Annotated in this window: 13 protein-coding genes and 1 riboswitch; of the genes, 9 read left to right on the plus strand and 4 right to left on the minus strand. The window is 71.3% G+C overall.

What is annotated here, in order from left to right:
• Nucleotides 1-14: 14 nt before the first annotated feature.
• Nucleotides 15-791 (minus strand): SDR family oxidoreductase, encoded by a 777-nt coding sequence (locus ACZ58V_RS37870; protein ID WP_471295774.1) that lies wholly within the window; start codon nucleotides 789-791, stop codon nucleotides 15-17.
• Nucleotides 792-1,091: 300 nt separating this feature from the next.
• Nucleotides 1,092-2,012 carry an RNA polymerase sigma-70 factor gene (locus ACZ58V_RS37875; RefSeq protein ID WP_471295777.1) on the minus strand — a complete coding sequence of 307 codons (921 nt, stop codon included), beginning with the start codon at nucleotides 2,010-2,012 and terminating at the stop codon, nucleotides 1,092-1,094.
• Between the two features lie 254 nt (nucleotides 2,013-2,266).
• Nucleotides 2,267-2,397: riboswitch (FMN riboswitch) on the plus strand.
• 144 nt (nucleotides 2,398-2,541) lie between these two features.
• Between ACZ58V_RS37875 and ACZ58V_RS37880 the strand changes: the two genes are divergently transcribed.
• From ACZ58V_RS37880 to ACZ58V_RS37920, 9 genes are all read left to right on the plus strand, one after another.
• Nucleotides 2,542-3,165, plus strand: coding sequence for a riboflavin synthase (locus ACZ58V_RS37880; RefSeq protein ID WP_468198958.1), 624 nt, complete (start codon nucleotides 2,542-2,544; stop codon nucleotides 3,163-3,165).
• Nucleotides 3,162-3,806 carry a nicotinamide mononucleotide transporter family protein gene (locus ACZ58V_RS37885; RefSeq protein WP_382840712.1) on the plus strand — a complete coding sequence of 215 codons (645 nt, stop codon included), beginning with the start codon at nucleotides 3,162-3,164 and terminating at the stop codon, nucleotides 3,804-3,806. Before ACZ58V_RS37880 ends, ACZ58V_RS37885 begins: the two co-directional genes overlap by 4 nt.
• Nucleotides 3,803-5,089: a bifunctional 3,4-dihydroxy-2-butanone-4-phosphate synthase/GTP cyclohydrolase II gene (locus ACZ58V_RS37890; RefSeq protein ID WP_471295780.1), complete on the plus strand. Its 1,287-nt coding sequence runs from the start codon at nucleotides 3,803-3,805 to the stop codon at nucleotides 5,087-5,089. The genes ACZ58V_RS37885 and ACZ58V_RS37890 overlap by 4 nt, the downstream gene beginning before the upstream one ends.
• 19 nt (nucleotides 5,090-5,108) lie before the next feature.
• Nucleotides 5,109-5,594, plus strand: a complete 486-nt coding sequence (gene ribH / locus ACZ58V_RS37895) for a 6,7-dimethyl-8-ribityllumazine synthase (protein WP_184597131.1) — start codon at nucleotides 5,109-5,111, stop codon at nucleotides 5,592-5,594.
• Between the two features lie 34 nt (nucleotides 5,595-5,628).
• Nucleotides 5,629-5,901, plus strand: a complete 273-nt coding sequence (locus ACZ58V_RS37900; protein ID WP_003988914.1) for a phosphoribosyl-ATP diphosphatase — start codon at nucleotides 5,629-5,631, stop codon at nucleotides 5,899-5,901.
• A 55-nt stretch (nucleotides 5,902-5,956) separates the two neighbouring features.
• On the plus strand, nucleotides 5,957-6,805 hold the full coding sequence (gene hisG / locus ACZ58V_RS37905; protein ID WP_189726388.1) for an ATP phosphoribosyltransferase: 849 nt from the start codon (nucleotides 5,957-5,959) through the stop codon (nucleotides 6,803-6,805).
• A gap of 13 nt (nucleotides 6,806-6,818) precedes the next feature.
• A complete protein-coding gene (locus tag ACZ58V_RS37910; protein ID WP_471295783.1) occupies nucleotides 6,819-7,271 on the plus strand; it encodes a PH domain-containing protein in 453 nt (150 codons plus the stop codon).
• 246 nt (nucleotides 7,272-7,517) lie between these two features.
• Nucleotides 7,518-8,852: a hemolysin family protein gene (locus ACZ58V_RS37915; protein ID WP_468198948.1), complete on the plus strand. Its 1,335-nt coding sequence runs from the start codon at nucleotides 7,518-7,520 to the stop codon at nucleotides 8,850-8,852.
• Complete coding sequence (locus ACZ58V_RS37920; protein WP_468198946.1) at nucleotides 8,849-9,925, plus strand: hemolysin family protein; 1,077 nt, start codon at nucleotides 8,849-8,851, stop codon at nucleotides 9,923-9,925. The genes ACZ58V_RS37915 and ACZ58V_RS37920 overlap by 4 nt, the downstream gene beginning before the upstream one ends.
• 23 nt (nucleotides 9,926-9,948) lie before the next feature.
• Here ACZ58V_RS37920 and ACZ58V_RS37925 read toward each other — a convergent pair whose 3' ends face one another.
• Together ACZ58V_RS37925 and ACZ58V_RS37930 are read right to left on the minus strand one after the other, a co-directional pair.
• The gene (locus ACZ58V_RS37925; protein WP_468199029.1) at nucleotides 9,949-11,811 is read right to left on the minus strand and encodes an AAA family ATPase; all 1,863 of its coding nucleotides are present in this window, start codon (nucleotides 11,809-11,811) and stop codon (nucleotides 9,949-9,951) included.
• A gap of 433 nt (nucleotides 11,812-12,244) precedes the next feature.
• Nucleotides 12,245-12,901 (minus strand): uridine kinase family protein, encoded by a 657-nt coding sequence (locus ACZ58V_RS37930; protein ID WP_468199026.1) that lies wholly within the window; start codon nucleotides 12,899-12,901, stop codon nucleotides 12,245-12,247.
• Between the last annotated feature and the right edge of the window lie 9 nt (nucleotides 12,902-12,910).

Raw genomic sequence — 12,910 nt, forward strand, 5'->3', positions numbered from 1 at the left:
CACCCGGGACCCTCCTACGCCTGGGACCGCCCGCTCCCCGTCCGTACCTGCCCGCCCCCGAACCGCCGGGCCAGATACTCCTCGAACGTCCCCGTGCCGACCGCCCGCCGCGGCGTCAGATGACCCCCGCCACGGAAGCCGCGGTACGCCGCTCCCCACAGCGGTACGTTCACCACCGCACGACGCCGCCCGGACGCCTTCAGGTACGCGCGGGCCAGCGACTCGAACGTCCGCACCTCCGGCCCGCCCATGTCCTCGACCCGTCCCGCCGGCGCACCCGCCGCCAGCTCGACCAGCCGGTCCGCGACCTCGGCCACCTCGACCGGCTGGTCCCGGACACCGGCCGGCAGGAAAAGGACCGGCAGCTTCGACAGCCCCTGCAGCACCATGACCAGCAGGTCGTAGAACTGCGTCGCCCGCAGCACGGTCCAGCCGAGCCCCGACCCCTCGACCAGCCGCTCCACGGCGAGCTTGCTCTTGTAGTAGCCGAAGGGCACCTGGTCGACGCCCACGATCGAGATGTAGACGAGGTGCCGCACACCGGCCCCGCGCGCCGCTCCGATCAGGTTCGCCGCCGCCTGCTCATCGCCCTTCTGCGCCGACGCGCAGTGCACGATCGTGTCCACACCGGCGACGGCCGCGTCCAGCGCGTCCCCGCTCTCCATCAGGTCGACCGCGTACGGCTGGGCGTGCCGGCTGAGCGCCCGCACCTCGTGCCCGTCCGCGCGCAGCCGCTCGGCGACGAGCCGGCCGAGTGTTCCGGTGCCGCCGGTCACCAGGATCGTGGTCATGCCGTTCAGTCCCTTCGAAGGCCCGGGCGCTCCGGCTGGAGCGCCCTTCGTCAGCTGAGACCGAACAGCCCCTGCCGAATGTGACAGACACACCCGGCAATCCCACGACCGGGCCCGACGGGTCCCACGACCGGGCCCGACGGGTCCCACGACCGCGCCCGACGGGTCCCACGGCCGGGCCCGACAGGTCCTACGGCCGGGCCCGGCGCGTCCTACGACCGGGCCCGACGGGTCCCACGACCGGGCCCGACAGGTCCCACGACCGGGCCCGGCGCGTTCTACGGCCGGGCCCGGCGCGTTCTACGACCGGGCGAGCTGGCGCCGTGCGAACGCCAGCTTCTCCGGATTGACCACGGCCCGCACCCCGGTGACCAGCCCGTCGCGTATCTCGAACGCCGCCAGCCCGACGAGCGTGTCGCCCGCCCAGGTCGCCAGCCCTGGCGCGCCGTTGACCTCGACCGGCACGAAGTCCAGACCCACCGAGAACTTCGGGCCCCCGCCCGCCAGGAACTGGGCGATCCTGGGACCGCCCTCGATGGGCCACCGGGCCGCCGTGACCTTGCCGCCACCGTCGCTCCACCACGTGGCATCGGCCGCGAGCAGCTTCTCCAGTCCGGCCAGGTCGCCGTCGCGGGCCGCCGTGATGAACGACGTGACCAGCTCCTCCTGCTGCTCGGACGCGGGCTCGAAACGGGCCTGGGGCTCGCCCACCCGCCGCACGGCCCGGCGGTACACCTGACGGCAGTTCGCCTCGCTCAGATCCAGAACCCCGGCGATCTCCCGATGCCCGTACCCGAACGCCTCCCGCAGCACGTACACCGCCCGTTCGGTCGGTGTGAGCCGCTCCAGCAGCACCAGCATCGCCATCGACACGGCGTCCCGCTGCTCGGCCGACTCCTGGGGGCACCACCCACGCCCTTCAGGCAGTGGGGGAGGACCGAGCGCGCCGTGCCCGGTGACCACCGGCTCCGGCAGCCAGGTTCCGACATACCGCTCGCGCCGGGCGCGCGCGGACGTCAGCCGGTTCAGGCAGAGGTTCGTGACGACCTTGGCGAGCCAGGCCGCCGGACGCTCGATCCCCGCACGGTCGGCGCCGCTGTAGCGCAGATACGCGTCCTGGACCGCGTCCTCGGCCTCCTCGGCGGAGCCCAGCAGCCGGTAGGCGAGCGAGAACAGCCGGGGCCGGTGGACCTCGAACTCGTCGGCGATCGTCGTGGTCATGGGGCTCACCCTGCCAGAACGCCGTCCGTACGGCGTGGGAAGGCCCGGCGACGGGCAAGGGCCGTCGTCACCGCCGCCGGGCCGGTCCGCGAGGTCGTGTCAACCCTGGAGCCGACCCTAGAAAGGACTAGACCACACCGTCAATAGGTGTGTACCAACCTCGGTGAGCGCGGCGATACGGTCTGTGAGGCAGCCCACACCCTTCGCCTCTTTGAACGTCGATCAGGCGTGGCACACTGGCCGTGTACCAGTAGCAGCGCACTCCGGGGTCGGTGAAAGTCCGAACCGGCGGTTACAGTCCGCGACCCGGTCGCCTCCAGCGATCGGTTGACCAGGTGAAATTCCTGGACCGACGGTTAAAGTCCGGATGGGAGGCAGTGCGCGGCGGGCAGGCATACGTGCGTGCCGCCGAAGAAGTCCGTCCTCCGGGCGGACTCCGTCCGGCGTCACCCCCGGTGTCCCTGCTCGTACATCTGTCGTCATCGACAGCCCCGGAGTCCGTGCCCGAAGAGGCAGGAGGACCCGGGAAGTGTTCACCGGAATCGTCGAAGAGCTGGGCGAGATCACCGCCGTCGAGACCCTCGACGACGCCTGTCGCTTCCGCCTGCGCGGTCCCATCGTCACCCAGGGCGCCAAGCACGGCGACTCCATCGCGGTCAACGGCGTCTGCCTCACGGTCGTCGACCACGAGGGCGACGAGTTCACCGCCGACGTGATGGCCGAGACCCTGAACCGCTCCAGCCTGGGCGCCCTCGCGGTCGGCACCCGCGTCAACCTCGAACGCCCCATGGCCGTCGGCGAACGCCTCGGCGGGCACATCGTGCAGGGCCACGTCGACGGCACGGGCGAGATCCTGGAACGCAAGCCGTCCGAGCACTGGGAGATCGTGAAGATCTCCCTCCCCGCGGACCTCACCCGCTACGTGGTCGAGAAGGGCTCCATCACCGTCGACGGCATCAGCCTCACCGTCGTCGACGCCGGCCCCGACTACTTCACCGTGAGCCTCATCCCCACCACCCTCGCCCTGACCACGCTCGGCCACAAGGGACCCGGCGACCCGGTCAACCTCGAGGTGGACGTCATCGCCAAGTACGTCGAACGGATGCTGGGCGACCGTGTGCTGGGCGACCGTGTGCAGGGGGCGGACCGGTGAACTGGCTCAACTCCGAGGCCTTCTCGCTCTTCGGCCAGCACATCAAGTGGTCGGACATGATCGGCAACGTGATCGGTCTGATCGGCCTCGCCTTCGGCTGGCGACGCTCCCTGTGGACCTGGCCCGCCCAGTTCCTCTCCGGCCTCATCCTCTTCGCGGCCTTCGCCACCGCCCACCTCGCGGGCAGCGCCGGCAAGCAGATCGTCGTGATGCTCGTCGCCACGTACGGCTTCTGGCAGTGGAACCGCGGCCGGCAACAGGCCCAGGACGGCTCCATCGCCGTACGGTTCGCCACCTGGCGCGAGCGCGGGGCACTGGCCGGCGCGGCCGTCGTCGGCACCCTCGCGGTCGGCGGCCTGTTCACCGCCTTCCCGACCCTCTCCTGGGACCCCTGGCCGGACGCGTACATCTTCGTCGGCACCGTCGTCGCGATGTACGCCCAGGCCCGCGGCATGGTCGAGTTCTGGTTCGCCTGGCTCCTGGTCGACCTGGTCGGCGTCCCGCTGAACTTCGCCAACGGCTTCGCCTTCTCCGGCTTCGTCTACATCATCTACGGCGCGCTCGTCCTGTGGGGCCTGCGCGACTGGTGGCTGCGCTCGCGCGCGGCAGCACAGCCCACCCTGGAAGGAGCGCCGGCATGAGCGCCGCAACCGTCCTGTACACCGACGACATCGAGGACTTCGCGCTCGACCCCGTCGAGCAGGCCATCGCCGACATCGCGGCGGGCCGCCCGGTCGTGGTCGTCGACGACGAGGACCGGGAGAACGAGGGCGACCTCGTCATCGCCGCCGAGAAGGCGACCCCCGAGATCGTCGCCTTCATGATGAGCGAGTGCCGCGGCCTGATCTGCGCCCCCATGGAGGGCGACGAACTCGACCGGCTGCGCCTGCCGCAGATGGTCGAGGACAACACCGAGTCGATGAAGACTGCGTTCACGGTCTCCGTGGACGCCTCCGCCGCGCACGGCGTGAGCACCGGCATCTCGGCCTCCGACCGCGCCACCACGCTCCGGTTGCTCGCCGACGGCATCACGGGGCCCGACGACTTCGTCCGCCCCGGCCACATCTTCCCGCTGCGCGCCCGGCCCGGCGGGGTCCTGACCCGCAACGGCCACACCGAGGCCGCCGTCGACCTCGCCCGCCTCGCGGGCCTGCGCCCGGCCGGAGCGATCGTCGAGATCGCCGGCGAGGACGGCACGATGCTGCGCCTGCCCGAGCTGATCCCCTTCGCCCGCAAGCACGGCCTGACGATCATCTCCATCGAGGACCTGATCGCCTACCGCCGCGGCAGCGAGCCCACCGTCCGCCGTGAGGCCAAGACCCGACTGCCCACCGCCCACGGCACGTTCACGGCGTACGGCTACCGCTCGAACGTCGACGGCGTCGAGCACGTCGCCCTCGTGCACGGTGAGATCGGCGACGGCCAGGACGTCCTCGTCCGCGTTCACTCCGAGTGCCTCACCGGCGATGTCTTCGGCTCCGCCCGCTGCGACTGCGGACCCCAGCTGGACGCCTCCCTGGCCCGTATCCAGGCCGAGGGCAGGGGAGTGGTGGTCTACCTGCGCGGACACGAGGGCCGCGGCATCGGCCTGATGTCCAAGCTGCGCGCCTACGAACTCCAGGAGCGCGGCCGCGACACCCTCGACGCCAACCTCGAGCTCGGCCTGCCCGCCGACGCCCGCGACTACGCGGCCGGCGCCCAGATCCTGGCCGACCTCGGTGTGCACGGCGTGCGGCTGCTGACCAACAACCCCGACAAGACCGACGCGCTCGTCCGCCACGGCATCGCCGTCACGGCACGCGTGCCGATGCCCGTGAGCGCCGGCGAGCACAACCTCCGCTACCTGCGCACCAAGCGGGACCGGATGGGCCACGACCTGCCCTGGCTCGACACGACCACCGTGCCGGCCTGCAGCAACCAGTAAGAAAGCAAGAGGGAGAGACGTGAGCGGCAAGGGTGCACCGGAACTGTCCGTACGCAATGTGGGTGACCTCAGGGTCGCCGTCATCGCGGCACAGTGGCACGAGAAGGTGATGGACGGTCTGGTCGACGGCGCCCTGCGCGCCCTGCACGACCTGGGCATCGACGAGCCGACCCTGCTCAGGGTCCCCGGCAGCTGGGAGCTCCCGGTGGTCGCCAAGGTCCTCGCGGGCCGCGGCTACGACGCGATCGTGGCCCTGGGCGTCGTCATCCGCGGTGGCACACCCCACTTCGAGTACGTGTGCCAGGGCGTGACCCAGGGCCTGACCCAGGTGTCGGTCGAGACCGGCGTCCCGGTCGGCTTCGGCGTGCTGACCTGCGACACCGACGAGCAGGCCCTGGACCGCGCGGGCCTGCCCGGCTCGAACGAGGACAAGGGACACGAGGCGGTAACGGCGGCGGTGGCGACCGCGGCCACCCTCCGCTCGGTATCCGAACCCTGGCGCTGAGGCGCCCCCTACACCGCGTAGGCTAGGCGTCACCATGTCCAAGAAGACGTTCGAGGAGCTCTTCACCGAGCTCCAGCACAAGGCCGCCCAGGGCGATCCCGCCACTTCCCGCACCGCAGAGCTGGTCGAGAAGGGCGTCCATGCCATCGGCAAGAAGGTCGTAGAAGAGGCTGCCGAGGTCTGGATGGCCGCCGAGTACGAGGGCAAGGAGGCGGCCGCCGAGGAGATCTCGCAGCTGCTGTACCACGTCCAGGTGATGATGGTCGCCCGCGGCATCTCCCTCGACGACGTCTACGCCCACCTGTAAGCCGCGGTCAGCCGCACCCGTTCCCGTACGACACCACGCAAAGGAAGCCGACCTCATGCTGCGCATCGCCGTCCCCAACAAGGGTTCCCTGTCCGGCCCTGCGGCGGAGATGCTGCATGAGGCCGGCTACCAGCAGCGCCGGGAATCCAAGGAGCTGCGGATCGTCGACCCGGTGAACGAGGTCGAGTTCTTCTACCTCCGCCCCCGCGACATCGCCATCTACGTCGCCTCCGGCCAGCTGGACATCGGCCTCACCGGACGCGACCTGCTCATCGACTCGGGCGCCGACGCCGAGGAGATCCTCCCGCTCGGCTTCGCCCGCTCCACCTTCCGCTACGCCTGCAAGCCCGGCACCATCGGCGGCCTGGCGGACCTCGCCGGCAAGACCGTCGCCACCTCCTACGAGGGCATCGTCGCGGCGCACCTCGCCGACCACGGCATCGACGCCTCCGTCGTCCACCTCGACGGCGCCGTCGAGACCGCCATCCAGCTCGGCGTCGCCCAGGTCATCGCGGACGTCGTCGAGACCGGCACCTCGCTGCGCAACGCGGGCCTCGAGGTCGTCGCCGAGCCGATCATGAAGTCAGAGGCCGTCGTGATCCGCCGCACCGGCGCGGACGCCGACGACCCCAAGGTGCAGCAGTTCCTGCGCCGCCTCCAGGGCGTCCTGGTCGCCCGGACGTACGTGATGATGGACTACGACTGCCGCGTGGAGCAGCTGGAGAAGGCCGTCGCCCTCACCCCCGGTCTGGAGTCGCCGACCGTCTCCCCGCTGCACAACGAGGGCTGGGTCGCCGTCCGCGCGATGGTCCCGGCCAAGGAGGCGCAGCGGATCATGGACGACCTCTACGACATCGGCGCCCGGGCCATCCTGACCACGGCCATCCACGCCTGCCGTCTCTGAGGGGCGTACTCCGATGTCCGATCTGCCCACCCTGCCCGTCACGTTCCGGCCGGGCAGCACCCGAGCGGTGCTGCTCACCGCCGCCGTCGCGATCCTGGTCGTCATCACGGCCGTCGCGATGCTGCTGAAGCAGCTCAGCCCCGCCGAGCGCCTCAGCTTCGTCCTCACGGCGCTTCTGCTGGACGCGGTGCTGCTCCTGCTGGCCCGGCCCAAGGTCGTCGCCGACGAGTCGGGCGTCACCGTGGTGAACCTCACGAACAAGCGCCGGCTGGAGTGGGCGGAGATCCTTCAGGTGACCCTCCGGCCCGGCGACCCCTGGGTGTTCCTCAACCTCAGCGACGGCACCAGCCTGCCTGTCCTCGGTATTCAGCCGGGTATCGCCAGGCAGCGGGCGATCGCCGACGCCCGGGCCCTGAGGGCGCTGGCCGAGGCCCGTTCCGTGGCGCACGAGCGGCCTCAGAGCTGACTCGGGCAATCCACAGGGCGGCCGCCACTGCCGCACCGGGCCGTGTCTTGATTAATCTGTTGGCGGAGGCGTGAACGGATGCGCCTCCGCCTCTGCTGCCCCGCCCGGTGCACCGAGGCTCCTGCTAACCGAGGAGTGACCCTCTCCGGCGATGGACGGATCGTCCTGTAGTACCTGCGCCGCCCCCTGCCGACATAGCGCGTACCCCGTTTTCGAGGTACGCGGCCTTGCGGAGGCGGCGGCATCATGACCACCCCCCTGCTGCTCCTGGCAGCCGCGTTCCTGCTGATTCTCGCCAACGGATTCTTCGTGGCGGCCGAGTTCGGACTCGTGACGGTCGAGCGGCCCGAGGCCGAGAAGGCCGCCGCCGAGGGCGACCGGCGCGCCCATCGCGTCGTCGAGTCGCTCAAGGAACTGTCCTTCCAGCTCTCCGGCACCCAGCTCGGCATCACCATCACCTCCCTCGTCGTCGGCATGCTCGCCGAACCGGCGCTCGCGGAGCTGCTGCACGGCCCGTTCACCTCGATCGGCATCCCCGAGGGAGCCGTCTCCGGTGTCACGGTCGTCGTCGGCATGCTGCTGGCCTCCGCCGTGCAGATGGTGATCGGCGAGCTCCTGCCCAAGAACTGGGCGGTGTCCAGGCCGCTTCAGGTCGCGCGCTTCGTCGCGGGACCGCAGCATGTCTTCGCCCGGCTGTTCCGCCCGGTCATCGCCGGCCTCAACGCCGTCGCGAACCGGCTCGTGCGCGCCCTGGGCATCGAGCCCACCGAGGAGCTGGCCTCCGCCCGCACCCCCGGCGAACTCGTCTCCCTGGCCCGTCACTCGGCCCGGGCCGGCGCCCTGGAACAGGACACGGCCGACCTCTTCGTCAGAACCCTTTCGCTGGGTGAGCTGACCGCGCAGCACGTGATGACGCCCCGCGTGAAGGTCAGCGCCCTGCAGTCCTCGGCCACCGCCGAGGACGTGGTCAACCTGACCCGGGCCACGGGCCTGTCCCGCTTCCCCGTCTACCGGGAGAAGATCGACGAGGTGGTCGGCATGGTCCACCTCAAGGACGCCCTGGCCGTGCCCGTGCGGGACCGGCTGCGCACCCCCGTCGGCCGCATCGCCCGCCCGGCGCTGCTCGTCCCCGAGACGCTGCCCGTACGTCCGTTGCTCGCCCGCCTGCGCAGCGAGCAGCCCATCGCGGTCGTCGTCGACGAGTACGGCGGCACGGCCGGCGTCGTCACACTGGAGGACATCGTCGAGGAGATCGTCGGCGAGGTCCGCGACGAGCACGACGGACACGACCTGCCCGAGCTGGCCTCCGCACCGCCGGAGGACGGCAGGCCCGCCTGGGACGTCGACGGCAGCTGCCGTGTCGACATCCTGCTGCGCATAGGCCTCGACGTGCCGGAAGGCCCGTACGAGACCGTCGCGGGCCTGATCGCCGATCTGCTGGGCCGCATTCCGGCCGTCGGCGACAAGGCGGAGCTGCCCGGCTGGCGGCTGTCGGTGCGCCAGGTCGGCCACTACCGCGCGGAGCGGGTCCGGCTCGTGCGGACGGCCCCGGTGGCCGCCATGGTGGAGGCCGCCCGATGAGCGTGCTCCAACTTCTCTTCGCCGCGCTGCTCGTGCTCGCCAACGGCTTCTTCGTCGGTGCCGAGTTCGCGCTCGTCTCCGTACGCCGCAGCCAGATCGAACCGCTCGGCACCGCCCGCGCCCGGCAGGTCCTCTACGGGCTGGAGCGGCTGCCGCAGATGATGGCGGCGGCCCAGTTCGGCATCACGATCTGCTCCCTCACCCTCGGCGCGGTCGCCGAACCGACCGTCGCGCATCTGCTGGAGCCGGTCTTCGAGTGGATCCACCTGCCGCACGGCATGATCCACCCGCTGACCTACGTCATCGCCCTCGCCGCGGTGGTCTTCTTCCACCTCGTCATCGGCGAGATGGTCCCGAAGAACCTGGCGATGGCGGCCCCCGAGAAGGTCGCGCTGTGGCTCAGCCCCGGCCTGGTCTGGTTCGCCCGCTTCTGCAAGCCGATCACCGCCGCGCTCGGCGCCGTCTCCCAGGGCATCCTGCGGCTCTTCCACGTCGAGCCCAAGGACGAGGTCGAGGCCGTCTTCACCAGCGAGCAGCTCAACCGGCTCGTGGAGGACGCCGGCCAGGCGGGCCTGCTCGACCCCGAGGAGGCCGAACGCCTGGAGGACGCCCTGGAGCTGGGCTCGCGCCCTGTGACGGACGTCCTGCTGAAGCGGGAGTCCCTGGTGACGGTCAGCCCGTCCGTCACCCCCGGGCGCATCGTCGAACTCACCGCCCGGACCGGGTACTCCCGGTTCCCGGTCGCGACCGAGAACGGGGCGTTCATGGGCTATCTGCATGTGAAGGACGTCCTGGACCTGGAGCACTCCGACCGGGCCGTGCCGCAGCAGTTGTGGCGGCCCATGACGACGCTGCGGTCCGAGCTGCCGCTGGACGACGCGCTGACGGTGATGCGACGGGCCGCGACGCACCTGGCCCAGGTGGCCGACGGGTCGGGGAAGGTGCTCGGGCTGGTCGCGCTGGAGGATGTGCTGGAGCTGTTGGTGGGGGAGGTCCGGGATCCCGCGCACCGGGAAGTCCCCGAGATCAGGCTGACCGAGCCGAGGTCCGGCGAGGAGGTGCTGGCGACATAGGCTCGGCCGCCCCACGCCGCTACTCACAGTCCGGGCGGATCCTGCGGCCCCCGCCCGGACAGCACCTCCCCGTACGCCTGCATCAGATCCGGCAACCGCAACGTCGCCAGATCCTCCCGGCCCAACACCCCGGGATACACGGAAAGCCGCAGATCCCGGTACGCGCAGCTCTTCTCGTAGAGGGTCCGCAGGAACCGCCCGTTGCCGAGTTCGTCGATCCACCCCTGGTCGACCACATGCCCGGCGATGGACCGCAGTTCGTCGAGGGATTCCTCGTCCCACAGGTCGCCGTTCTCCGCGGCGAGCACCTTGCCGATCTCGGTGAGTTCGAGGGGACGGTAGGAGGGGAAGTCGACGCGGGTGGTGAAGCGGGAGGACAGCCCGGGGTTGGCGGCGAGCAGGCGGTCCATGCCCTCCGGGTAGCCGGCCAGGATCACCACGAGATGGTCGCGGTTGTCCTCCGCCCGCTTCAGCAGCACCTGGAGCGCCTCGTCGCCGTACGCGTCGCCCTTGCCGTAGCCGGAGTTGGACAGCGAGTACGCCTCGTCGACGAAGAGGACGCCGCCGAGGGCCGAGTCGATCAGCTCGTTGGCCTTCACTGCCGTCTGCCCGAGGTACTCGCCGACCAGGTCGGCCCGCTGGGCCTCCACGAGATGGTCGCCGCCGAGCAGCCCGAGGGCGTAGAAGACACGGCCGAGGATGCGGGCGACGGTGGTCTTGCCGGTGCCGGAGGGGCCGGAGAAGACGAAGTGCCGCTTGGGCGGCTGGACCGGCAGGCCCTGCCCGGCCCGCAGCCGGGCCATGTTCAGCTGCGCCGACAACGCTTTGACCTGGCGTTTCACCGGCTCCAGCCCCACCATGCGCTCCAGCTCGGCGAGTGCCTCCTCCAGTAAGGCGGGATCGGTTGGCCCGGCGGGCAGGGACGGTGCCGGGGAGAACTTCTCGCGCACGGCCGGGTCCGTCTCCGGCGGCAGGGGAGCGGAGGCCGGCGGCTCGAGGTCGGGCAGCCTCAGGTCGCGGCCCTCGGTGCCGAAGAGCGGGTCGAACCCGTCCGGCCCGTCCACGGTGTCCTGGCCGAGGCCGGGGAGCGTGATCGCCGCGAGGTCGGTGGAGTCGTCGTATCCGTCGCCCTCGGCGATCGCGGCGAGCCGGGCCGAGGTGTCCATGAAGGCCGGGTCGACGCGGTGCACGGCCCGGTACAGGGGGAGCGCGGCGGCGCTGCGGCCGGTGCCCTCGTGTGCCCGGGCCAGCCAGTAGCGCAGCTCCTTGCGCTGGGGCTGCTCGCTGCGGCAGCGCATCAGGGCGGCGGACAGCAGCGGTTCGGCCTGGCCGTACATCTCCAGACGGACCCGGGCCATGCCGCCGAAGAGCCCCGCCTCGATGCCGAGCATCGGGTCGTCGAGGAGCGGGTCGGTGTGGCGGACGAGCTGCTCCCAGTCCTTGACCAGGTAGGCGCGGCAGGCGTGCAGGAAGCGGACCTGGGCGTCGGTGTCCACCGGCGGCAGCCCGGCGAGGGCCCGGTCCAGCTCGGGGACGTGGCGGCCGTCCAGCCAGTGGGAGGCGTGCGCGAGCAGCAGGTCGCGAGGGCTCTCCAGCACCGGCTGCACCCACCAGCCCAGCCAGTACCAGGAGTTGAGGGTGCGGCGATAGCGGGAGCGCTGCTCCCCGAAGCGGTCCCGGTGCCGGAACATCCTGAGCAGCGCGGTCGTCGTGTCGACGCGCAGCGCGTGCAGCCCGAGCCAGCCGTCGGCCATCCCGGGGTCCATCCGCACGGCGGCGCGGAACTCCTCCTCCGCCTGCGGATAGGCGCCCATGGTGTAGGCATCGACGCCTCGCAGCCAGGCGAGGTCGGCCGGGGCCTGCGGGCCCTGCGTGCCGAAGTCCATCACGTCCCCCACGAACCGTGCCCCCGTCGGTATGCCAACGAGCCGTCCCCCCAGCCGGCTGCCCTGCTCGAACCGCTGTGCCACGGACCGGAGTTGCGAGGTGCGCGGAGCAACCGCCCGTAGGTCGCGACGAGGGCATCGTACCTGCGGGGGCGGCGCGCCCGAAGGGTGCCGCACGGGCCGTTCGGCGAGGTGGGAGCGGATGCGGCGCACTCGCGCACGGTGACCGAGTGTGAGCGTTCCGCGCCTCGCGGGGCCCGGAAAAACGGAAGAAGACAGAACGAAGCCCCCGATCACGGGGGAACAACCGGGGGCTTCGCGTCTGTGGGCGGCTCCGAATGGCCGCACATTGAGAACGTAAGTCCTGTACGGCCCACCGGTCAAGCCGAGTTGAAGCACTCCGGCAAGTTCCACCGCAAGCGCCTTCACAAGGTCAGCACACTGCGGGCGGTCCGTCACCGTGCGTGAGGAACTGGTCCGGTCCAACCGTCCCAGCAGGTCCCGGAAACACCTCGTACCCCTTGTCTCCCTGCCGTACCAGAAGATCGGCGAAGGGCCGCGAGGGATCGTCGGCGAAGTGCCGGCGCTCCGCCGGGACCCATCCGTTCCAGAACTCCCGCTGTTCCTCCCCGTCCCGCGACCGCCCTCGCGCCCAGGCCTCCTCGCGCGGCAGCTCCATCCACAGCAGCAGGGCCAGGCGGGGGCGCAGCGCCCGGCGTCCCGCGCCGACGCCCTCGATGAGGATCACCGGTGCGGGCGGCAGTGGCTGCGGCGGGCCGAAGCGGCGGGCCCGCCAGTCGTAGGGGGCGTAGTGCGCGGTCCGGCCGTCGGTCAGCGGCTCGATCACCTGGTCCCGCAGCCGTCCGGTCCAGCCGAACAGTTCCTCGTGGCTGGCGATGTCGTCGAGGCGCAGCACCGGCGCGCCGCCGAGCACCCCGGCCAACTGCTCGGCGAACGTGGTCTTCCCGGATCCGGCGTGCCCGTCGACGCCGACGAGCCGGACCGGGCCGCAGGAGGGGGAGAGACGGCGGATCCGGGAGGCCAGGTCACGGACGGCGGGCCCCGGCGCGGGGCGGAAGGACGGATTCATCTCGCGCAG

The organism is Streptomyces sp. NPDC040589, from assembly GCF_055594445.1.